16 protein-coding genes and 1 riboswitch are annotated in these 21,111 nt (G+C 75.8%); of the genes, 5 read left to right on the forward strand and 11 right to left on the reverse strand.

Features of this window, described 5'->3' with window-relative positions; genetic code table 11:
* Positions 1 to 25: 25 nt before the first annotated feature.
* From ABT014_RS14745 to ABT014_RS14760, 4 genes are all read right to left on the reverse strand, one after another.
* Positions 26 to 1,378 (reverse strand): M14 family metallopeptidase, encoded by a 1,353-nt coding sequence (locus ABT014_RS14745; protein ID WP_350639105.1) that lies wholly within the window; start codon positions 1,376 to 1,378, stop codon positions 26 to 28.
* Between the two features lie 166 nt (positions 1,379 to 1,544).
* Complete coding sequence (locus ABT014_RS14750) at positions 1,545 to 2,123, reverse strand: XRE family transcriptional regulator (RefSeq protein WP_350639133.1); 579 nt, start codon at positions 2,121 to 2,123, stop codon at positions 1,545 to 1,547.
* Positions 2,124 to 2,261: 138 nt separating this feature from the next.
* Positions 2,262 to 3,200 (reverse strand): AEC family transporter, encoded by a 939-nt coding sequence (locus ABT014_RS14755; RefSeq protein WP_350639106.1) that lies wholly within the window; start codon positions 3,198 to 3,200, stop codon positions 2,262 to 2,264.
* A gap of 112 nt (positions 3,201 to 3,312) precedes the next feature.
* Positions 3,313 to 4,347, reverse strand: a complete 1,035-nt coding sequence (locus ABT014_RS14760; RefSeq protein WP_350639107.1) for a transglycosylase family protein — start codon at positions 4,345 to 4,347, stop codon at positions 3,313 to 3,315.
* 4 nt (positions 4,348 to 4,351) lie between these two features.
* Positions 4,352 to 4,505, reverse strand: a riboswitch (cyclic di-AMP (ydaO/yuaA leader).
* 475 nt (positions 4,506 to 4,980) lie between these two features.
* Between ABT014_RS14760 and ABT014_RS14765 the strand changes: the two genes are divergently transcribed.
* A complete protein-coding gene (locus ABT014_RS14765) occupies positions 4,981 to 5,607 on the forward strand; it encodes an LPXTG cell wall anchor domain-containing protein (protein WP_350639108.1) in 627 nt (208 codons plus the stop codon).
* Between the two features lie 111 nt (positions 5,608 to 5,718).
* Positions 5,719 to 6,234, forward strand: coding sequence for a hypothetical protein (locus ABT014_RS14770; protein ID WP_350639109.1), 516 nt, complete (start codon positions 5,719 to 5,721; stop codon positions 6,232 to 6,234).
* A gap of 17 nt (positions 6,235 to 6,251) precedes the next feature.
* On the opposite strand, the gene ABT014_RS14775 is transcribed toward ABT014_RS14770, so the two are convergent.
* The 5 genes from ABT014_RS14775 to ABT014_RS14795 all read right to left on the reverse strand — a co-directional run bounded on the left by ABT014_RS14775 (position 6,252) and on the right by ABT014_RS14795 (position 10,072).
* Entirely contained in the window at positions 6,252 to 6,593 is a 342-nt protein-coding gene (locus tag ABT014_RS14775; RefSeq protein WP_350639134.1) for a hypothetical protein, read from the reverse strand.
* 32 nt (positions 6,594 to 6,625) lie between these two features.
* The gene (locus tag ABT014_RS14780; RefSeq protein WP_350639110.1) at positions 6,626 to 6,883 is read right to left on the reverse strand and encodes a hypothetical protein; all 258 of its coding nucleotides are present in this window, start codon (positions 6,881 to 6,883) and stop codon (positions 6,626 to 6,628) included.
* A gap of 87 nt (positions 6,884 to 6,970) precedes the next feature.
* Positions 6,971 to 7,960, reverse strand: a complete 990-nt coding sequence (locus ABT014_RS14785) for a hypothetical protein (RefSeq protein ID WP_350639111.1) — start codon at positions 7,958 to 7,960, stop codon at positions 6,971 to 6,973.
* Positions 7,961 to 7,999: 39 nt separating this feature from the next.
* Complete coding sequence (locus ABT014_RS14790) at positions 8,000 to 8,881, reverse strand: chitosanase (protein WP_350639112.1); 882 nt, start codon at positions 8,879 to 8,881, stop codon at positions 8,000 to 8,002.
* Positions 8,882 to 9,076: 195 nt separating this feature from the next.
* Positions 9,077 to 10,072 carry a polysaccharide lyase gene (locus tag ABT014_RS14795; RefSeq protein WP_350639113.1) on the reverse strand — a complete coding sequence of 332 codons (996 nt, stop codon included), beginning with the start codon at positions 10,070 to 10,072 and terminating at the stop codon, positions 9,077 to 9,079.
* Between the two features lie 192 nt (positions 10,073 to 10,264).
* Between ABT014_RS14795 and ABT014_RS14800 the strand changes: the two genes are divergently transcribed.
* Complete coding sequence (locus ABT014_RS14800) at positions 10,265 to 10,840, forward strand: WhiB family transcriptional regulator (protein ID WP_350639114.1); 576 nt, start codon at positions 10,265 to 10,267, stop codon at positions 10,838 to 10,840.
* Between the two features lie 69 nt (positions 10,841 to 10,909).
* Here the strand turns inward: ABT014_RS14800 and ABT014_RS14805 are convergent, their stop codons facing one another.
* Positions 10,910 to 13,885: a hypothetical protein gene (locus tag ABT014_RS14805; RefSeq protein ID WP_350639115.1), complete on the reverse strand. Its 2,976-nt coding sequence runs from the start codon at positions 13,883 to 13,885 to the stop codon at positions 10,910 to 10,912.
* Positions 13,886 to 14,039: 154 nt separating this feature from the next.
* Positions 14,040 to 18,026, reverse strand: coding sequence for a type VII secretion protein EccCa (eccCa, locus tag ABT014_RS14810; protein WP_502894975.1), 3,987 nt, complete (start codon positions 18,024 to 18,026; stop codon positions 14,040 to 14,042).
* A 162-nt stretch (positions 18,027 to 18,188) separates the two neighbouring features.
* Here eccCa and eccD point away from each other — a divergent pair, with 162 nt between their 5' ends.
* Positions 18,189 to 19,556 carry a type VII secretion integral membrane protein EccD gene (gene eccD / locus ABT014_RS14815; RefSeq protein WP_350639116.1) on the forward strand — a complete coding sequence of 456 codons (1,368 nt, stop codon included), beginning with the start codon at positions 18,189 to 18,191 and terminating at the stop codon, positions 19,554 to 19,556.
* Between the two features lie 54 nt (positions 19,557 to 19,610).
* Positions 19,611 to 21,056, forward strand: a complete 1,446-nt coding sequence (gene eccB / locus ABT014_RS14820; RefSeq protein ID WP_350639117.1) for a type VII secretion protein EccB — start codon at positions 19,611 to 19,613, stop codon at positions 21,054 to 21,056.
* The last annotated feature ends 55 nt before the right edge of the window (positions 21,057 to 21,111 follow it).

A 21,111-nucleotide genomic window follows, 5' to 3' on the forward strand; every position in this document is an offset into this window, starting at 1 on the left:
GGCACCCGGTGGCGGGGGTGCCCGGTCAGGTGGCGATGCCGCAGTACTGCTGCTGCTTGCCGATCACCCGGTAGACGCAGTCGGCGGTCTCCACCAGGCGCAGCACCGCCTCGCGGTTGCGGCTGGTCTCGCGGCCGATCACCTCGTCGGGCGGGTAGAAGCCGCTGCTGCCGTTGGGGCCCGGGTACATCTCGAAGGTGTACGCGAAGACGTGGTGCGCGCCCCACAGCCAGTCGTCGATGGCGCCGTCGGTGATGTACAGGTCGCTGGACTGCTCGGGGGTGTAGCCGTTGGTGCCGGCCATGCTGCGGCCCAGGGTGGCGAAGGTGTTGTACTCGTCGGCCGTCATCCCGGTGGTGGTGTTGGCGGTGGTCCAGCCGAACGGCCACAGCACCAGCTGGCTGTAGGTGTGGAAGTCGATCGCGGCGGTGATCTGCTGCTTGCCGCCGACCACCCGGCTGCGCACGAAGTCGGCGACCACCTTGGTCTCCTTGGCCGACTCCGGGGCGCTGCCCCGGTAGGTCTCGCTGGAGGCGGAGCCGGAGGAGCCGCCGCAGCAGCCCCACTTGAAGTTCCAGTTCCGGTTCAGGTCGGTGCCGGCGCTGCTGGTGCCGGAGTTGGGCTGCCGGTCCTTGCGCCAGCTGCGGTAGCGGCCGGTGGCGATGTCGTACTCGCCGCCGTCCGGGTTGAGGTCCGGCACCACCCAGATCTCGCGGCTGTTGACGGCGCCCGCGATCCGGCTGTCGGTGGCGTACTTGTCGCCGAACTCGTGCAGCAGGTAGAGCGCCATCTCGACGGTGAGGTGCTCGCGGGCGTGCTGGTGGGCGGTGAACAGCACCTCCGGCTCGTTCTCGTCGGTGCCGACGTTGTCGCTGATCTTGACGGCGACGATCGCCCGGCCCTCGTACGAGGTGCCGATCACCCGCTTGCTCATGATGTCGGGGTGGGCGGCGACCACGGCGTCGATGTCGGCGGTCGCCTCGGCGTAGGTGTGGTAGCCGGAGTCGGCGGACGGGAAGTCGGTGACCGCGCCCGGGGCCTGCTGCGCGGAGTCCGGCGTGCCGTCCTGCGGTCCGGGCAGCGGGGTGGGCGCCCAGCCGAGCGCGCGCAGCCGGGCGGCCTCGGCCGGGTCGGCGGTGACCACCACCGAGTCGGTGCGGACCGCGTCCACCGAGGCGCCGGTGGCGGCGATCGCGGTGCGCTCGGCCACGGTGGCCGGGCCCTGGACGAGGTACTGCCGGGCGCCGTCGGCCGGGACGGCGGCGGAGCCGGGGCCGGCCGGACGGGCGGCGGCCTGGGGGCTGAGGGGGGATGCGAGGGCGAGAGCCAGCAGCACGGCGGTGGCCGCGGCGGGCATCCCTCGGCGGGGCAGTCGCATGACTGTCCTCCAGTGGGGGTCCGTAGGGGGACGGAACGGGGGAGGAACTGCGGCGCGCGCCAGCATGATGGTGCGTCAATGTCATGCTTACGTCAAGACTGCCCCAAGGGCGAGCCGGATGGGCCGTCGGGTGGACCTGCGCCCACGATCACGGTCGGGAGGTCGTTCAGAGCGCCGGGGTGCCACGCTCCCAGAGTTCCTCGGCGTGGTCGGTGAAGCGGGACCACATCCCGCCTTCGCCCGTGCCCCGCAGGTGCAGGAGGGGGGAATCGTGTCCGACCAGCCGCGCCAGGTGCGGAGTCACCAGGGCGTTGTCGTCGAACCGGAAGACGGACAGACCCACGTGGTTCATCGCGTCCTCGGGAGTGCTGAACCGGGCCTCCAGGCCCTCCACGGGAGCGAGCCGCCTCAGCTGCTCCAGGGTGATCCGGATGCGGGTGGAGACGGTGAGTGCCACGTCCTCGACGGCCTCGCGCTGATGGGTGACAGCGCCGTCCGGGTCACCCAGGAGGAACCGGACCCGGCAACCCGCTGCTGCCTTGCGGCGGAGTGTCTCGACCAGGTTCGGCTGTTCGAGCCACAGGAAGTAGTTCGTGTATCCGGCGAACAGCAGATCGCGCCTCGCGCCCGCGATCAGCTCGCCCCACACGGACGACGGACAGGCCGAGCGGTACGGGTAACTGCGGACGATCTCCCGGTCCGGACCGGTCTTCAGGACATCGCTGACTGCTTTCGGCCACAGCACAGGTGCTTCAACTCCCAACGCCTTGGCGGCATCCTCCCGGTTCCTCGCACGGGGGATCAGATCATCGTCCGACAACCGTCGTTCGACCGGCAACGACCCCGCGGTGTCGCGACCGGCTCCGGCACCTGCGCGGGGTCCTCAGTTGGTCGGGCCGAGGGTCCAGTAGACCAGGGAGAGGGTGGCCATCGAGACGAGGGTGGAGGTGAGTACCGAGTCGCGGGCCAGGGTGGTGCTGAGGCCGTACTCGCGGGCGTAGACGAAGGCGTTCTGGGCGGTGGGCAGGGCGGAGCAGAGCACCACCGCGAGCAGTTGCGGCCGGGGCAGGTGGAGCAGCAGGACGCCGACGGCGAGTGCGGCCAGGGGCTGGACCAGGGTCTTGAGCAGGACCGTGACGCCGACCTCCGCGCGGCGCCCGGCGGTGGTGGGGTCGCGGTGGCCGTGCAGCGACATGCCGAGCGTGACCAGGGCGGTCGGTACGGCGGCCGCGCCGAGCAGTTCGCCGGGGCGGGCGAGGGCGGTGGGCAGGGTCCAGCCGGCGGCGGAGAGCAGCGCGCCCAGGGCGGAGGCCAGGATGATCGGGTTGCGCAGCGGCAGCATCGCCAGCGCGAGCAGCCGGCCGCCGTGGGCGCCCCGCGCGGTGCCCACGTCCAGCAGCGCGAGGATCACCGGGGAGACCAGCAGCACCTGGAACAGCAGGATCTGCGCGACGAACGAGGCGTCACCGAGCACCTGGAGGGCCACCGGGATGCCCAGGTTGGCCGAGTTGACGTACCCGGCGGCCATGCCGCTGATCGCCTGGTCGGCCGGCCGGCGGTCGAACAGCCGGCGTGCGGCCAGCGCGCCCAGTCCGGTGGCGAGCACCGTGCCGGCGGCGAAGGCCAGCATCGCGCCGGTGGCGAAGGTGTCCAGCCGGGCCCCGGCGAGCATCGTGAACAGCGCGGCGGGCATGGCCACGTGGAAGACGAACCGGCCGAGCACCGCCTCCGCCTGCGGGCCGAGCAGCCCGGTGCGGGCGACCAGGTACCCGACCGCGGTGAGCACCCAGATCGGCGTGAAGCCGGTGAGCAGGTGCTGCATGGAACCTCGGGTGCTGATCGTCCGGTACGGGCCGCCGGCGGCAGTCTGCCAGGGCCGCCCGTCACGCTTCCGGGCGGGGCCGGTGCCGGCCCCGCCCGGAAGTCCGGACGGCTCAGGGGAGGGTGAGCACCTGGCCGGGGTGGATCAGGTCCGGGTTGCCGCCGACCGTCGGGGAGTTGTTGTCGTACAGGTGCTGCCAGCCGCCCAGGGTCAGGCTGTTGGAGATGGTGGAGAGGGTGTCGCCGGGGGCCACCGTGTAGGTGGTGGCGGGCGCCGGGGTGGTGGCGGCGACCGGGGTCGTGGCGGCCGGGTCGGGCGTGGCGGCCGTCGTCGGGGCGGGGGTGGTGGCGGGGTCGACCGGCAGGCCGGTGGTCGGCGCGGTGGTGCCGGTGGCGCCCGGCACGGGCAGGTCGCCGGTGGTCGGGGTGCCGGACGGCGAGGGGCTGACCGGCGTGCCGGGGACGGTCGCGGTCGGGTCCGGGGTGGTGACCGGCGTGGTGGCCGTCGGGTCGCCGGTGGGCTGGCCGGTCGGCGTGCCCGGCAGCGTGCTCGGCTGGCCGGACGGCTGGGTGCCGGGCCGGCCGGCGGGCTGGTCCTGGCCGGCCGGCGGGACCGGGGCGGTGGTGCCGTTGCCCTCGGTCGGGACGGAGGGCTGCGAGGTCAGGTACGGCAGCGGGAACTGCGGGACCACGCCGCCGTCGCCGCGGACCGGTGCCGAGGTGCTCGGGGCCGGCGTGGGCTCGGGCGTGCTGGTGGGCGCCGGGGTCTGCGCGGCCGGCAGGCCGGCGGCCGGGCCGCAGGTGGGCCACAGGCTCGGGCCGTGCCCGGCGAGCAGTCGCTCCGCGACGGTGATCTGCTCCTGCGGGGTGGCGTGGTCGGGCTGCGCCGCGAACTCGTCGCCGCCGTACGCCACCCAGGTCCGCAGGGTGAGCCCGAGGCCGCCGTAGCGCCCGGTGCCCGGGTCGACCGTCCAGTTCCCGCCCGTCTCGCACTGCGCGACCGCCTGCCAGGTGTCCGGCGTGGCGGCGTGCGCCCCGGTCGCGGTCAGCAGCGGCAGGGCCAGCCCGACCCCCGCCACACCGGCGGCCGCGACGGCGCGATCGGTCTGGGTGGGACGACGGTGACGACCGGAGCCCGAAAAGACCATCAGATATCCCTCTCCGCACGCCTGCGAGGTGAGCTGTCGGGTTCGGACCGGGAGGTGGCCCGGCCGCGCGCTGCGCGGCTTCACCCCAAGCCGAGGGGGATCGGCGAAAGAACCTGGGTCCCCCGCCCCTGCCCAGGGTCTTTCGGTCGTCCCGGTCACGCGGTGGGCAGGGTTGGGCGTGCCGTGTCACCGGGAGTCCGCAGCAGCGGACTGAACCGGAGATTAGAGGGATCAACGCCTCAATAACAAGCCTGCATACTGAGCATCACACAATCATCACGAATTACTTGTGCCTTGGTGGCCGAGACCCTCCTGACCTGCGCTCGCGGGCGTGCCGGAAGCACCCCGGGGCGGCACCGGAGGTTCGCCGTCGCACCGTCCACCAGGGGCGACCGGCAGGGTGCGGACCGGCGCCGACCGGCGTGACGCAGGCCACGGTGCGGCCGGCCCCCGGCGGGCCCCGCGGCTGAACCCGGCGACCGGGCGCAGCCGTAGGACGGGTTGACGTGTCGCTGCGCCCGGTCGGCAGGACCGGCCGGGGTGGGGCGGCGGCCCGTGCTGGTCCATCGAATCCGGTCCACCGAATCCCGGAGAACTCCGTCCCGCCTCCCGGGACCTGAAGGAGATGCGTACATGAAGCAGGTCCGATCCGCTGTCGTCGTGGGCTGCGCGGTCGCCGCGCTCGCCGCGGCGGGCTCCGGCACCGCGTTCGCCTGGCACCCGAGCGACGCCGCGCTGACCGTCGGCTGCCGGACCGACGAGACCCACGTCCAGGTCGTGCTCGGCAACAACTACAAGGCCAAGGGCGACTACACCTTCGCCCGCCAGGGCAGCGACGAGAAGTACACCGGCACCGTGGACGCCCACGGCACCGTCAAGCTGACCGTCGGCTACACCGGCAAGGGCGACACCTGGCGCTACACGCTGGCGGACACCCACGTCGACAAGAAGATCGCCGACGTGCCGCTCTGCACCCCGCCGTCCACCCCGCCGAGCCCGTCGGTGCCGCCGAGCGGCAGGCCCACCCCGCCGCCGAGCGGCACCCCGTCGCCCAGCGCGTCCGTCCCGGCCGCCTCGCCGTCCACGCCGACCTCCGGCACGCCGACCCCGAGCGGGTCCGCCACGCCCGACAAGCCGAAGCTGGCCGAGACCGGCGGCGGCAGCAACGGCGGTCTGATCGCGGCCGTCGGCGGCGGCGCGGTGCTGGTCGGCGTCGGGGTGCTGGTCGCCGCCCGGCGCAAGGGCCGGCACGGCAACTGAGCGGACGACCCGGACGGGCCGTCGGGACGTGGCGAACCGCCGCGACCCGGCGGCCCGTACTCCTGGACGGGCGCGGTCGTGCGCCCGGACCGCAAGCCCAGGAGGACACCCATGCTGCGATTCGACGGCCCGTGGCGGATCACCGTGGTCGGCAAGGACGCCGACTTCGAACAGCGGGCGGTGGTGCGGACGCCGTACGGCAGCCAGGTGGTGGCGGGCCGGGTCGGGGAGTTCCTCGACGTCCGGGAGGACTCCTGGGAGCTGGTCCTGGAGCACCTCTACCCGGGCCTCGGCTGGCGGCCGGACGTGAAGGTGGTGCCCGGACCGCTCTCCTCGCACGGCGGCCGGCGCAGCCGGGTGGTGCACGCCAAGGACGTCCGGTGGCCGCAGCACCCGCACGACACCAGTGTCCGCAACTTCGTGGTCCGCCTGGAGGCGCTCGGCACCGAGGCGCCCCGCCGCGCTCCCCAGGACGCACCCGTCACGGCCGCCGCCCCGACCACCCGCACCAGCTCCGACCCCGACCTCGGCCCGATCCCGGCGCCCACCCGCCGCAGCACGGAGACGCGTGGCACGGAGACCGGCCGCAGCACGGGTACCACCGGCACCGCGGGCTCCTGGGGGTAGGCGGGAGTCGCCCTCGGTCAGGCAGTGAGATCGATGAGCCGGACCGGCTCGTCCTTCCAGCGGCCCGGGTCGACGGTGGCGATCAGGGCGCCGTCCGGCCGTTCGGGGGTGGGTGTCGCCGCGTACCGGCAGTGGTCCCGTCCCCAGGTGGTCCCTGCCGCGACCGCCAGGGCGGCGGCGAGGTCGAGTTCGAGGACGATGACGGCGGGCAGCGCGGCGAGGTGCTCGGCGGTGCCGGGGCGCGCGCGGTCGGCCTCCACGAGCGCGCAGGCGGGGGCGTAGAGGTGCCAGCCGTTCTCGGCGTGGGCCCGGTGGATGAGGCGGGAGGCGAGGGGGTTGCCGCGGCCGGCGGCGACCATCGCGGTCTCGTCCAGGACCACGTGGAGTTCGGTCACCGGCCGTCCGCCTCGGCCAGGCGCCGGTCGAGCTCGGCGTCCAGCTCCTCGGTCCGGGTGGCGGAGGGGTCGTACCCGTTCCACGCCTGGAGCTTCCGGCGGGCCTGCTCGGCCCGCTCGGCGCGCTCGGCGGGGGTGAGGACCGTCTCGGCGAGGCGGGCCAGATAGGCGCGCAGCGAGAGGTGCTCGGCGGCGGCGACCTCGGCGAGGCGGTCGCGGGCCTCGGCGGGGATGCGCACGTTGGCGTCGGCCATCGGATGCTCCTTCCGGTGTACGCCCGAGGGTACGGGTACGCACCCGTACCCGTCCAGCGTTCCTCCGGCCACCCGCGCGGGTACGGGCTACGCCGCCTCGGGGTGGAGCAGGAAGTCGAGGGCGCGGGTGACGGTGGTGTCGTCCGGGGGCGGGGCGGTGTGGGTGCGGATGTGGGCGAGCAGGGCCGGGTCGGGAGCCAGGCCGTGGCGGGTGAGGAAGTAGCCGACGGCCTCGGTCCAGATCCAGTGGCCGTCGGTGCGGAAGCCGCTCGGGACCACCTCGCCGGCCGTCGGGTCCAGCGGGTCGGGCATCCGGGCGGTGGTGCTGAGCAGCGGGCGGCCGGCGGCCAGGTGGGCGAGCACCCGGTCGCGGTCGGGGCCCTCGGGGAGCAGCGGGTGGTCGGGGCGGAAGCCGGGGCCGAGCTCCGGGTCGGCGTGGTCGAAGACGCGGGCGACCTCGAACTCCGGCCCGTCGGTGGCCGCCGCCGCCCACAGCAGCAGCGAGCGGTCCAGGGCCAGCCGCTGGTACCCGGTCGCCTCGGCGCCGATCGCGATCACCTCGACGCCCGCCCGGTCGTCGCCGACCGCCGTCAGCGCCTCGTGGAAGGTACCGGCCAGCAGCGGGGCGTCGTCGGGGTGTTCGGCCTGCACCAGGTAGACGCGGCGGTCCGGCTCGTCCGCGAACAGGGCCCGGCGCCAGCACCGCCACACGCCGGTGACCTGGTCGGCGCAGGTCTCCGCGGTGAGCAGCACGGCTTCGTCGAGGAGGTCCGCCGCGAGCTGCGCCCCGTCGCCGTACTCGGTGAAGTCGTGCAGCGGATCGGGGCGCAGCGCGACCGTGAGGAAGTCGTCCGGGGCGAGTTCGGCGCCGACCAGAGCGGCCGCCGTGGCCAGCTCGTCCGGCGTCACCGGCCGTCCCCGTCCGGCGAGTTCGGCCAGGACGAGGGCGGTGGCGGTGCGCACCCCGCCGTCGGCGAGGGCGAGCCGGGCCGATCGCAGCGGCGCGTCGGGGATCCGGCCCGCCAGGGCGAGCAGCAGCTCGTGGCAGGCGGTGTCGCGCGGTCGTGGATCGGGCATGGCGGTCCCTCTGCGGTGGTGGGGCGGGTGGCGGGGCGGCTACTTGTCGATGTGGAAGCTCTCGCCGTAGACCTTCCACACCAGCGGGGTCCGGAGGTCGAGGTTGCCGGCCTTGAGGAAGACCAGCTGCTCGGTGTCGACGCGGTCGGTCTCCTCGTGCGCGGCCTCGGTCTTCATCGCGGCCCGGCGGGCGTCCAGGAAGGCGGTCAGGTACGCCTTCTCGTCGCCGCCCTGGGCCGGGGTCTTCGCCTTCTTCATCGCGGTCGCCCGGATGCCGCCGAAGCTGGTCGAGTCGTCGCCCGGGCCGTGCATCACGATCGCGTCGTAGTAGATGAACTGGCCGAGCGCGCGCAGCCCGTCGCCCTGGGCCTGCATCACGGCGGGGCCGAAGTAGACCCGGTCGCGCTCGTCCGACTGGGCCTTCTGGAAGGCCGGGTCGGAGGCGGCCTTCTTCCAGTCGCCGACGAAGTTCGGGTCGAGCCCGGAGTGCGAGGCGGAACCGTCCAGCTTGCTCAGCGCGGGGAGGTACTTGGCGAGCACGTTGTCCGGGTTGAGCTCCTGGTAGTGCTTGAGCATGTCGTACATGTCGCCGGTGCCGGAGCAGAAGCCGACGATGCCGCCGGTGTAGCCGCGGCCGTCCTTGATGTCCTCGATGTACGGGACCTGCGCCTTCCAGTCCAGCGAGGAGTTCTCCGCGCTGGAGACCAGCTGCTGGGCGATCTCCTTCAGCCGCGGGTCGTTCAGGCCGGTGCCGGTGGCCGCGGTGTCGGGGGAGGCGCTGGTGGAGGCGCCGGGGGTGGGCTGGGTGGTCCGGTGCGGTCTGGCGAAGGCCGCGGCGGCGGGGACGGTGCTCACCAGCACGACCGCGAGGGCGATGCGCAGGGGGGTGGACCGGTTCGACCGGGCGTGCTTCGACCGCATTGGGACTCCATGGGTGTGTCTTCGCCGCTGCTTCGTCGGACATGCCGGTGGCATCCCCGTTACGGGAAACGGACGGTGGCGGAGGTGGGGTTCAACTCCGGTGCCCTGCCCCGGGGAACGGGTCGGTGCCGGGCCGGACGCCGGTCGGTGCCGGATGCCGGTCGGTGCGGGGCGCCGGTCGGTGCCGGGCGCCGGTCAGTGCTGGACGCCGGCCGACAGCGAGAAGTCGGCGAAGTAGGCGTACTGGACGGACGCCGGCCCCCACGCGGCCTCGTGGCCGCCGTAGAAGGTCGAGAAGAAGATCCCGCCGAACGGGATCGACCCGATGCCCGCGACCACGCCGGGGGCGGAGTGCACCTGCCGCCCGTCGAACCAGACGGTGACGTCGCCGGTGGTGCGGTCGACCAGCTGCTCGACGGTGTGCCACCGGTCGTCGGCCGGCCAGGTCCAGCTGCCGAGCCCGCTGTCGACGCCGTACCCCTCGCCGGCCGGCGTGTAGACGTACACCTCGCCGTTGTCGGGCACCCCGTTCCTGCCGCGCCACATGAACCGGGTGGACCAGCCGCCGTGGTTGCCGCCGGAGGCCTCGCCGATCGGGCCGCCGTACAGGCCCGGCAGCTTGCCCGCCTTGCCCCAGTCGTGGCCGGCCGGGAACCGTACCCGGTAGCGGAGGTCCAGCGTCCGGCCGGTGGCCAGGTCGGCCAGTCCGAGGGAGCGCAGGTCGGTGGAGAACTGACCGCCGCCGGTGTCGGCGCAGTCGGTGCAGGACGGGGCCGAGGAACGGGCGCCGTAGCGCACCCGCAGCGCGGCGCCGCCCCGGACGCCGGTCTCGGCGGCCTCGGTGAGGTCACCACCGCCCCAGGAACCGGACCCGGCCACGCCCCAGGCGCGCCGCCACGTCTCGCTGCCGTACCCGGCGAAGCCGCCGCTCCAGGCCGCGCCGGTCGGTGCCGGTGCTGGTGCCGGTGCCGATGCCGTGGGGGTGGGAGCAGGGGTGGTGGGGGTGGGCGGCTGGGTGGTGCGGTGCGGCCGGGACGTGGCGGGGGCCTGGCGGTCCGCGGCCGGTGCGGCGGCGGTCGCGGGGCCCGCGGCGGCGTCGAGGGCGAGTAAGGCGGCCGCGGTCAGCGCGGTGGCCACGGCCGGGCGGCTGCGGCCGCGGCGGCGCCGGGGGCGGGAGGCGGGCGGGTGCATCGGGCTCCTCCGGGGACGGGCGGGGCGGGGCGGCGGACACCCCTCCCGGTGAACGTGCGCGGGCGATCCGGGCGTTCAACCCTGACCGGCCCGAGGACGGCGGTTGAACCCCGGTTGAACCGCGGCCCCCGCCGCGTGCGTCTTACCGGGCGCGGACGGTTCCGTCGTGCGAAGCCCCGATCGGAGAGGCAGATGATGTCGGTACAGTCGATCTCCCGTGTTCCGGCGACCGCGCCGGGGGCGGCTCACCGCGGCCCGGTCACTGCCCGGACCCAGCTGCTGGAGGCGGCCGCCTGCCGCCACGTCGACCCCGAGCTGTTCTTCGGCGGTCGGACCGAGGACGCCGACGCCCGCAACGAGGCCGCCAAGCGGGTCTGCCGCTGCTGCCCGGTCCGCGAGGCGTGCCTGCGCCGGGCGATGGTGCACGAGGAGGCGGCCGGGGTCTGGGGCGGTCTCACCCCGGCCGAGCGCCGCACCTTCGGCGAGCGGATCCGTGACCTGGTGGACCTGGGGGAGGGGCTCGCCCGGCGCGGCGACCTCGACCTGATGAACCTGGCCAGGACGGTGCGCGCCGCGCGGCCCGGTGTCGTCCTGCTGCTGCTGGACCGCGGCTGGACCGAGCGCCAGCTCGCCGCCGCGCTGGAACTGGAGCCGACGGCGGTCCGCAACGCGCGGGTGAGCGCCGAGCGCGTGGTCGGGCACTGCCGGGCGGTCGGCATCGACACCCCGAGCTGGGCCCGCTTCATCCTGCCGACCGGCGGCCGCTGACCGCCCGATCGGCCCGGTTCGCCCGGTCGGTCCGGTCGGTCCGGCGCCGGGCCCCGGCGGGCCCGGGGCTCACGCCCCGTCGGCGTCGGCGCGCTGCGGCAGGTCGAATCCCGGGCTGAGCCGGAAGCGCTCCGGCCGCTCCACCGCCCGCCGTTCGGCGGTGGGCACCTTGTCCCGGCGGGCCAGCCAGGTGTGCAGCCGCTCGCGCGCGCTGCGGTCGCGGTCGGCGGAGTCCGCCCCGGCCGCGGCGGCCGTCTCGCGCAGCAGGACCCGGGCGATCCGGTCCAGGCCCTCGGCCGGGAGCACCTCCACCACGACGAACCTGGTCCCCGGCGCGAACACCACCTGCGCCTCCTCGCCGGTGGCGCCGAACGCGGCCGTGCGCCGGCCGGTGGTGGACCAGACGGCGAACTCCACCGCCGTGCCGAGCGCGACCGCAGGCGAGGTCAGCCCGGCCAGCGGCGCCGGCTCCAGCAGCTGCCGGCCGACCTGGTAGGCGGCCAGCGCCTCCTCGTCCAGGTCGGCGCCGAGCAGCACCGCGCCGTGGTGGCTGGGCAGCCGCCGCAGGCCGGAGCCGAGGCAGGTGAGGTACGGGGCGAGCCGGCCGGGAGCGCCGCTGCGTGCCGCGGCCACCAGCTCTGGCCGGGCTGCCGGCGCGTCGGTGCCGGTGTGGTGCAGCAGCACCGCGACCAGGTCGGGCTTGATGTCGTCCTTCCCGTTCGACCGCAGGCCCGGCAGCCGGGTGGCGGCCTGCTCGACCCGGCTCGCGCAGCGCTGGTACTGGTCGCCGAGCAGGGCCCGCAGGGCGTCCCGGTCCGCGGGGCCGCTCACGGTCGGGACCGGGACGAAGTCCTGCGGCTCGAAGGCCCGGCCGCCGGCGACCGGCCCGGGTGCCCCGACGCCCGCGGGCACGGCGGCCGGATCGGGAACGGCGAAGGGTTCCGGCACGGCGTAGGGGTCGGGAACGGCGAAGGGCTCCGGCACGGCGTAGGGGTCGGGGACGGCGTAGGGCTCCGGGACGGCGTACGGGTCGGGGACCGCGTACAGGTCGGGTGCGGCGTACGGCTCCGGGGCGGGCGGGGGCTCCTGGGCGGTGGCGGCGGACGGGTGCGGCGCCGGTGGCGGGACCGTGTCGACGGTGGGGAAGCGATCGGCCGGCCCCGCCTCGACCGGGTCGGGCCCGGTCGGCGCCGGCGGGGGAGGCAACGGGCCGAGCAGCGGATCCGACAACGGGTCCGGCAGCGGGTCGAGCAGCGGGTCCGGCCGTGCCGCGGGGTGGCCCGGCAGGCCGGCGCCCGGGTCCAGCGCGTACCGGCCGGGCTCCGGGTCGATGCCCGGCACCGCTACCGGCGCCGGCCCGACCTGCGGTCCGGCGTGCAGCCCGGCCTGCGGCCCGGGGTACGGCCCCGCGGGCAGCCCGGCCGGCTGCGGTACCGGGTGCCCGATCGGCTGCGGCGCCGGGTGCGCGAGCGGGTACGGCGCCGCGTACGAGCCGGGGGCGGGTACGGGTGAGCCGACCGAGCCGAGCCACTCCAGCTCGTGCATCCGCGCCACGAACCGGGCGACCGACTCCGAGGCCGGGTCGACCAGCCCGTGCAGCAGCAGGCCGAACCCGCGCGGGCCCGGCGGCGGGAAGCGGTCGAGCAGGCCTCCGAGCTCCTCCCAGACCTCCTGGGCGATCGGCCGGGACTGCTCGCCGACGATCAGCAGCGGGCGGGCCGGGTCGGGCCGCAGGAAGCGCGGCGCCCAGGCGAACGGCGGCTCCGGCCGCAGCCAGAGCCCGGCCGGCACGGTCTCCAGCGCCCAGAACGGGAACGCCTGGAACATCCCGGGGCCGGCCGCGGCCCAGCGCGCCCCGCCGTCCCGCCAGGCGGAGGTGGTGATGTTGTGGCGGTTGGTCGAGGTCAGCCGGAGCAGGTACGGCTCCCAGGTGGCGGCGCCGGTGCGGTCCAGCACCCGGCTGGTCCAGCCGGCCGGCCCGGCGACCGGCAGGCCGATCGCGGCGTGCACCGGCCGCCCGAGCCGGGCGGCCAGGGTGCCGGTGAGCACGGTCAGCGTCTCCGGGTCCGCCCAGGGCGCGCTGACCAGCAGTTGGGCCCGGCCGACCGGCAGCGCGGCGACCGCCTCGGCGAAGTCCAGCGGGTCGACCACCGGCAGGGCGGGGGTGCCGACCAGCAGCACCACCGTGCCGGGCGGGGCCGCGAGCAGGTCGATCGCGGGCAGCGGGGTGTCCGGCGGGGCGGTCACGTGGGTGAGCCAGAATCCGGCCGCGACCTTGGTCACCGCGACCGAGGCGGGCATCAGCGGGCGGGCCGGCGCCACCGCCGGCAGTCCGGGCCGGGCCTCGGCCGGGGTGGTCGCGGTCACCGTCTCGCGCAGCCGCCGCGGCCGCTCGCCGGGCCGGCAGACCCACCAGGAGGCGGGCTGGGAGGAGCCGTTCGGCGCGGTGACCTTGAGGGTGCCGTCCGGCTGGATGGCGACCAGGCCGTCCGGTGCGATCACCGCGACGCCGGCCTTGTCCGCCACCTTCTCGGCCGGCCGGCGGCCGTTGGGGGCCAGTGCGGCCAGCCCGGAGGCGGCCAGGATCAGGGTGCCGGCGCCGCGCTCGCGGGCGAGCCGGCCGAGCGTGGCCATCTCGTCCCGCAGCACCGGGGCGGCGTCCGGGGCGGCCGCGATCACGATCAGGCTGTCCGGCACCGGGCGCAGGGCGCCGGCCGCGGCGGAGAGTTCGCCGTCGCCGACCGAGGCCGGCGCGATCACGAAGTGCGGTCCGAGCCGGCGCAGCACCGAGCGTCCGGTGTCCACCGCGGTGCCGGCCGGCGCCACCATGGTGCCGGCCGGGGCCGCCGCGCGAGCGGGGTCGGCCGCCGACGCGGGCATCGCCGGCAGCGCGGCCACGGACGGCACGGCGGCCATGGGAGCCACCGCGGCGACCGGGGCCGCCCCCGGCACCACGGCCACCGCCGGGCGGGCCGTGGCCCGCCGGCCGAACCACCGGCGCGGGGGCACCGGGCCGTCCGGCGCGCCGGCGCGTTCCGCGCTCACCGCGCTCCCCGGACCGGGTGGGCGGCCGTCCCCACGGGGGTGTCGTCCTGCGCCTCGCCGGCCATGGCGTCCGCCTCCACTGCTCGTTCCTCAGGACCCGCGCAGGCTCCCCGCGACTCCCGACCAGGGGAACGCGGACCGCACCGCCCCGGGTTCACTCCTGCTCGGCCGGCTCCTCGACCAGGCCGGTCTGCAGTTGCAGGGTCCGGCGCCGGGTGATGTGCAGCGCGCGGCCGGGCGGCAGCTGGCGCGGTTTGACGCTGCCGAACAGCTGCCCCTCGCTGGGCGGGCAGGACAGCAGCACCGCGTGCGTGTTGACGTCGATCAGCCGGCGCAGCAGCGGATCGCTCATCGCCCGGCCGATGCCGTTGGCCCCGCGCGCCACGATCAGGTGCAGGCCCAGCTCGGTGCCCTGCGCGAGGTGGTCCAGCAGCGGGGCGAACGGGTGCGCGCCGACCGGTGCGGTGATCAGGTCGTAGTCGTCGACGATCACGAACAGCTCCGGGCCGGTCCACCAGTCGCGCAGCCGCAGCCGGGCCGGGGAGATCTCCTCGCTGGGCACCCGGCCCTCCATCGCCCGGGCCGCGCCCTGCACGATCTGCTTGAGCACGTCCACCGCCACCGCGTAGCCGAGCCGGTAGTCCTCCGGCACCAGCTCGTACAGGCCGCGGCGGAAGTCGATCAGCATGATCCGGGCCTCGCTCGGGCTGTAGGCCGAGGTGATCCCCTTGACCAGCAGCCGCAGCAGGTTGGTCTTGCCGGTCTCGCTGTCGCCGACCACCATCAGGTGCGGCGACTCCTCGAAGTCGTGCCACAGCGGCGAGATCTCCCGGTCCTCCAGGCCGAGCGGGATCCGCAGCCGGCCCTCGGCGGGCGGCAGCGCGGCCGCGTCCAGCCGCAGCGGTAGCATCCGGACCTCCGGCGCGCGCGGGCCGCTCCAGTGGTCGCCGAGCGCGTCCACCAGGTCGGCCACGCCGTCCGCGAGGTCGTCGGTGGTGCCGCAGCCGTCCATCCTGGGCAGGGCGGTGAGGAAGTGCAGCTGCTCGTCGGTGATCCCGCGGCCGGGCACCTTCGGCACGGTGGCGGCGGCCCGCATGTTGACGGTGGAGTCCACCGAGTCGCCGAGCCGCAGCTCGAAGCGGGTGCCGAGCTGGTCGCGCAGCGCGCCGGTGATCTCGCCCCAGCGGTTGGCGGCGACCACCAGGTGCACGCCGTAGTTGAGGCCGCGGCCGGCGATCAGGCCGAGCGCGGGGACGAAGTCGGGGAACTCCTGGCGCAGCGTGTTCCAGCCGTCGACGATCAGGAACACGTCGCCGTGCGGGTCGTCGGCCAGGCCCAGGTCACCGGCGGCCCGGCGCTGGCGGAAGGTGGCGGCCGAGTCGATGCCCAGGCGCGCGAAGCTCTGCTCGCGCCGGGCGATGATGGCGTTGATCTCCGCCAGCGTCCGGCCCACCCGCTCCGGGTCGTGCCGGCCGGTCACCCCGCCCATGTGCGGCAGGTCGCGCAGCGCGGAGAGCGTGCCACCGCCGAAGTCGAGGCAGTAGAACTGCACCTCGCGCGGGGTGTGGGTGAGCGCCAGCGAGGTGATCAGGGTCCGCAGCAGGTTGCTCTTGCCGCTCTGCGGGCCGCCGGCGATGCCGACGTGGCCGCCGGCGCCGGACAGGTCGGCGGTGAGCAGGTCGCGCATCTGCTGGAACGGCCGGTCGATCACCCCGACCGGCACCGAGAGCCGGCCCCGGCCGGCCCAGCCGTCGGTGGTCAGCCCGTACACCGGGTGCGGGGCCAGCGGGGGCAGCAGCTCGTCCAGGGTCGGCGGGACGTCCAGCGGCGGCAGCCACACCCGGTAGGCCGGCGGGCCGGCGTCGACCAGCAGCTCGGCCGCCAGCTCCAGCAGGGTGCCGGTGGACTCCTCCTCCGGCTGCTCCTCCGGCTCCTGCGCCGGCGCCGGCAGCTGCCGGGGCGCCACGTACTCGGTGCCGTAGGCGACGATCTGGCCCGCCACCACGGCCTGCTGGGCGGGCGAGGAGCGCTTGTGCCGGTACGGCCCGGAGACGTACGCGGCCTTGAACCTGGTCAGCGTCGAGATGTCGCTGCGCAGGATGCCGTTGCCGGGCTGGGAGGGCAGCTGGTAGGCGTCCGGCACGCCGAGCACGCCGCGGCTCTCCATCGCGGAGAAGGTCCGCAGGCCGATCCGGTACGACAGGTGGGACTCCAGGGCGTGCATCCGGCCCTCGTCCAGGCGCTGCGAGGCGAGCAGCAGGTGCACCCCGAGCGAGCGGCCGAGCCGGCCGATCATGATGAACAGCTCCATGAAGTCGCGGTGCGCGGCGAGCAGTTCGGAGAACTCGTCGACCACCACGAACAGCGTCGGCATCGGGTCCAGCTGCACCCCGGCGGCCCGCGCGCCCTCGTAGTCCAGCAGCGAGGTGTAGTTGCCGGCCGAGCGCAGCAGCTCCTGGCGGCGCATCATCTCGCCGTGCAGGGCGTCACGCATCCGGTCCACCAGCGAGGCCTCGTCGGCCAGGTTGGTGATCACCGCCGAGGTGTGCGGCAGCTGGTCCAGGCCGAGGAAGGTCGCGCCGCCCTTGAAGTCGACCAGGACGAAGTTCAGCGTCTCCGAGGAGTGGGTGAGCGCCAGCGCCAGCACCAGCGTGCGCAGCAGCTCCGACTTGCCGGAGCCGGTCGCGCCGATCAGCATGCCGTGCGGGCCCATGCCGCCCTGCGCCGACTCCTTGATGTCCAGGTCGACCGGCGAGCCGTCGGCCCCCAGACCCAGCGGTACCCGCAGCCGCTGCTCGCGCGGGCGCTGCGCCCAGGACTGCCGGACGTCGTGCCGGTGCAGGTCGTTGATGCCGAGCAGCGCGGCCAGGTCGAAGTCACCGGCCAGCGGTTCGGCGGAGTCCACCGCGTCGCCCAGCCGGTAGGGCGCCATCAGGGTCGCGAAGCGCTGCGCGGCCGCCGCCGGGAGCGCGTCCGGCCGGCCGAGCGCGGTGGTGCTGTCCTTGCGGTTGCGGTCCGCGCCGACCATCTCCAGCGCGCCGTCCTCGATCCGCAGCCGCAGCGTGTACTTGGCGTGCTTCCACTCCAGCGCGTCGTCCACGTCCAGCACCGTGGCGTTGCGGTAGCCCGCCAGCGCGGCCCGGCCGGTGGCCGGCAGCCGGACGCCGTCCAGCACGATCAGCGTGTACGGCTCGTCGCGCCCCGGCTGCGCGTCCGGCTCCCACGGCGGACGGCCGGCGAACTCCGCGCCGAGCAGCTGCTCCAGCTCCACCAGCGAGCCCGCGACCAGCCGGACCGGGCCGGCGCCGTCGGTGTCGGTCGGGTGCAGCGCGTGCGGCAGCCACTTCAGCCACTCCCACTCCGCCAGCCGGTCGGGGCCGGCGACCACACCGATCCGCAGCTCGTCCGGCGCGTGGAAGAAGGCCAGTTGGGCCACCATCGCGCGGGCCAGCGCCCGGGCGTCGCCGGTGTCCTCGCCGCCGCGCAGCAGGACGTGGGCGTAGCCGCGGACGTGCACCGCGATCGGCTGGTCCGGCAGCGTGCCGTAGGCGTGGATGAAGCGGCGCAGCGCGTGCGCGCACAGCGGCTCCAGGTCCTCGACCGGCTTGGTGGCCAGCGGCGCGAGCTTGACCGCGAGCCGTTGCGCGCCGACCGCGATCCGCACGTCGCCGAAGTCCGGGTGGGAGGAGCGGCGTTCCCACAGCCGCGAGGTGCGGATCAGGGAGCCGAGGGCGTCCGGGGCGGGGTGCCGCCAGGCCAGCGCCTCCTGCTGCTTGACCACGTGCCGGCGCACCTGGCGGCGCATCTGGGACAGGTAGCGCAGGTAGTCGCGCCGCTCGCCGCGCAGCTGCCGCTTGCGGTCGCTGGAGCCGCGGATCAGCTGGACCACCAGCATGCCGATCGCGGACAGGCCCATCATGCCCATCGCCACGTAGGTGAGCGGGCCGCCGTTGCTGCCGCCGGGGTGGATGAAGATGAACAGCATCGAGAACGAGCTGAGCGCCATCGGCGCCATCATCAGCATGTTGGACAGCCCGCTCTGCGGCTCGGGCAGGCCCGGCGGCTCCTGGAGCTGGATGTCACCGTCCGGCATCTCCGGTCCGGGGCGCCGGGGCGGACGGTCGACCACGACCAGGCTCAACGGACCTCTCCTCACTCGCGGGACGGCACGCGGGCCCCGCTACCCCTGGCACGGACGGCCGGCCCCGCCGGGTTCACCCACCCGGTGAACCGTTTCCCGGGCGGCGCACGTAGTGCCGGGCGGGAGCCCCGGTGGCCGGGCCGAGCGGAGGGCGGGACAGGCGTGAGCAGTGCAGCCGTGACGGGCCTGTGCAGGCTGAGGTTCCGCGCACCCGGCAGCACCTTCGAACTGGCCGTGCCCTCGGACGTGGTGCTCGCCGACCTGCTGCCCGGCGTGCTCGGCTACGCCGGCGCGGAGGTCGAGGAGGCGGGCATCGAGCACACCGGCTGGGTGCTCCAGCGGCTCGGCGGCGAACCCCTGGACGAGGAGCGCACCCTGGAGGCGCTCGGCCTGCGCGACGGCGAGGAGCTCCACCTGCGGCCCCGGGTCGCGGCGCTGCCCCCGGTGCACTTCGACGACCTGGTCGACGGCGTGCGCAGCGGCGTGCTGCAGCGCGGCGACTCCTGGCGGCCGGTGATGACCCACCACCTGGCGCTGGCGATGGCGCTGGTCGCGCTGGCCGGCGGCATCGCCCTGCTGGCCCTGCCCGGCCCGGCGCAGATGCGCTGCGCGGCCGCCGCGGTGGCCGCCGTGCTGCTGCTGTTCGGCGCCGGCGGGGCGTGCCGCTCGGTCGGCGACGCGGCCGCCGGCACGGCGCTCGGTGCGGCCGCGATCGGGTACGCGGTCGCCGCGGCGACGCTGCTGCCCGGGGTCACCGGCTCGGCCCGGCTGGTGGCGGGCGGTTCGGCCGCGGCGGGGGCCACCGTGCTCGCGCTCGCGGTGGTGGGCCGCTCGGTGCCGTTCTTCCTCTCGGTGCTGCTGGTGGCGGTGCTCGGCGGCGGCGCGGGCGCGATGGCGGTGTTCGACGTGCCGCCGCAGCACTCGGCGGCGATGCTGGCGGCCGCGGCGGTGCTGTTCGGCGCGTTCGTCCCGGGCATCTCCTTCAAGCTGGCGGGCCTGCGGCTGCCGGCGCTGCCGCGCAACGCGGAGGAGCTCCAGGAGGAGATCGAGCCGTTCCCCGCCGAGGACGTGCTGGCCCGCAGCGCGGTGGCCGACGGCTACCTCACGGGCTTCCTGATCGCGATCGGCCTGGCCTGCACGGCCTGCCTGACCATGATCGCCGGCGGCGCGGGCTGGGGCCTGCCCGCGATGGCCGCCGACCTGTCGGTGCTGCTCCTGCTGCACGCCCGGGAGATCGGCAGCCTCTGGCAGCGGCTCGGGGTGATGCTGCCGGGCCTGTACGGGCTGGTGCTGCTGACCGGGCGCCTGGGCCTGCAGAGCAGCTGGGAGGGGCGGCTGGTGCTGACCGCCGGGCTGCTCGGGGTGGCCGCGCTGCTCGCGGTGGTGGCCTGGACGGTGCCGGGCCGCCGGCTGCTGCCGTACTGGGGCCGCGCCGCCGACCTGCTGCACTCGCTGGTCGCGCTCGCCCTGCTGCCGCTCGCCCTCCAGGTGCTCGGCTTCTACCAGACCCTGCGCGCCGTCGCCGGCTGATCCCGGCGGCCGGGCGCACCGGCACCGTTCGACCGCTCGAAGGAGACGATCCCGATGCAGTCCAGACGCGATCAGGTGCAGGCCCACCTGTTCGTGATGAGCCGGGTCTCCTCGGGGATGCTGCGCGCCGAGCCCGACGCGCCGGACACCCCGATCGGCCGGACCATGCGCGGCGCGGTGATCGGGCTCGCCCTCGCCATGCTGATCGGCCTGGTGGTCGGCGTCTACGGGCTGATCGTGCCGGGCGGGGCGACCGGCTGGCAGAAGCCGGGCACCCTGGTGGCGGTCAAGGAGACCGGCGCCCGCTACCTGTACGCCGGCGGGGCGCTGCACCCGGTGCTGAACCAGGCGAGCGCCAAGCTGCTGGCCGGTGACCAGCTGACCCTCCAGCAGGTCAGCGTGGCCTCGCTGGACGGCGCCCCGCGCGGCGGCCCGGTCGGCCTGGTCGGCGCCCCGGACGGCCTGCCCACCCCGGAGCAGCTGGACCACGCCGACTGGCTGGCCTGCGCGCTCCCGGGCGCGGCGGGCGGCGCCCCGCAGCTGGCGCTGTCGATCGGGCAGCGCGTCACCGGGCGCCGGCTCGCGGACACCCAGGGCCTGCTGGTGGCGGCCCCCGACGGTACGGCGTACCTGCTCTGGCACGGGCTGCGGCTCGCGCTGGACGCGGCCGGCGGCGCCCGGCGGGCGCTCGGGTTCGGCGCGGTCGAGCCGATGCCGGTCACCGCCGGGTTCCTGAACAGCGTGCCCGCCGGGCCCGAGCTCAAGGCGCCCGAGATCCGCGGCCGGGGCACGGCCGGCCCGCAGCTGGCCGGGCGGCCGACCCGGCTCGGGCAGCTGTTCGCCGGATCGGGGGACGACCGCTACGTGCTCACCCAGGACGGGCTGGCGCCGGTCTCCGGGACGGTCCTCGCCCTGGTCCAGGGCGATCCGCGGACCCAGGACGCCGCCTACGGCAAGGAGGCGGTGACCATGGGCCAGGTCGGCCCGGCCGACCTGGCGGCGCACAGCGCGCCCGGTCCGGCCGCCGCCGCCTGGAACGGCGCCGACCTGCCGGCCGTCCCGCCGCAGCCGGTGCCGGCCGGGCCGGGCCGGGCGGTCTGCGCCGAGCTGCGGCTCGGCTCCGGCTCCCCGGCGGTCGCGGTGAGCGTGCTGGACGCCGCCGCCGTGTCCGGGCAGGGCGCCGCACCCCAGCCGGGCGTCGCACCCGCCTGCGCCGGCGCCGACCGGATCTCGGTGCGGCCCGGCGGCGGCGCGCTGGTGCGCGCGGTCACCGGCGGCGGGTTCGGCGCCACGCTCTACCTGGTGACCGACGCGGGCGTGAAGTACCCGCTGCCGTCGGCCGCCGCGGCCAAGCAGCTCGGGTACGAGAAGGCCGCGCCGGACGCCGTGCCCGGCCCGCTGCTCGCCCTGCTGCCGACCGGTCCGAGTCTGGACCCGGCGCAGCTGGCGGCCGGCGGGATCGTCACCCAGCCCGCCGCCCCGGACCCCTGCAAGGGATGAACCGGCGGGCCCGCGGAGCCCGTTCACCATGGCGGGTCGGGGGCTTCCGGCCCGG

Origin of the sequence: Kitasatospora sp. NPDC094015, assembly GCF_040304075.1 — a bacterium.
In the GTDB taxonomy this organism is placed as follows: domain Bacteria; phylum Actinomycetota; class Actinomycetes; order Streptomycetales; family Streptomycetaceae; genus Kitasatospora.

Excerpts from the sequence above, each read along its gene's own strand:
- ABT014_RS14765 (WP_350639108.1), top strand. The coding sequence starts at position 4,981 with ATGAAGCAGGTCCGATCCGCTGTCGTCGTGGGCTGCGCGGTCGCCGCG.
- eccB (WP_350639117.1), top strand. The coding sequence starts at position 19,611 with ATGCAGTCCAGACGCGATCAGGTGCAGGCCCACCTGTTCGTGATGAGC.
- ABT014_RS14755 (WP_350639106.1), bottom strand. The coding sequence starts at position 3,200 with ATGCAGCACCTGCTCACCGGCTTCACGCCGATCTGGGTGCTCACCGCG.
- ABT014_RS14785 (WP_350639111.1), bottom strand. The coding sequence starts at position 7,960 with ATGCCCGATCCACGACCGCGCGACACCGCCTGCCACGAGCTGCTGCTC.
- ABT014_RS14775 (WP_350639134.1), bottom strand. The coding sequence starts at position 6,593 with ATGGTCGCCGCCGGCCGCGGCAACCCCCTCGCCTCCCGCCTCATCCAC.
- ABT014_RS14780 (WP_350639110.1), bottom strand. The coding sequence starts at position 6,883 with ATGGCCGACGCCAACGTGCGCATCCCCGCCGAGGCCCGCGACCGCCTC.
- ABT014_RS14800 (WP_350639114.1), top strand. The coding sequence starts at position 10,265 with ATGATGTCGGTACAGTCGATCTCCCGTGTTCCGGCGACCGCGCCGGGG.
- ABT014_RS14790 (WP_350639112.1), bottom strand. The coding sequence starts at position 8,881 with ATGCGGTCGAAGCACGCCCGGTCGAACCGGTCCACCCCCCTGCGCATC.
- ABT014_RS14760 (WP_350639107.1), bottom strand. The coding sequence starts at position 4,347 with ATGGTCTTTTCGGGCTCCGGTCGTCACCGTCGTCCCACCCAGACCGAT.
- ABT014_RS14745 (WP_350639105.1), bottom strand. The coding sequence starts at position 1,378 with ATGCGACTGCCCCGCCGAGGGATGCCCGCCGCGGCCACCGCCGTGCTG.
- ABT014_RS14795 (WP_350639113.1), bottom strand. The coding sequence starts at position 10,072 with ATGCACCCGCCCGCCTCCCGCCCCCGGCGCCGCCGCGGCCGCAGCCGC.
- ABT014_RS14770 (WP_350639109.1), top strand. The coding sequence starts at position 5,719 with ATGCTGCGATTCGACGGCCCGTGGCGGATCACCGTGGTCGGCAAGGAC.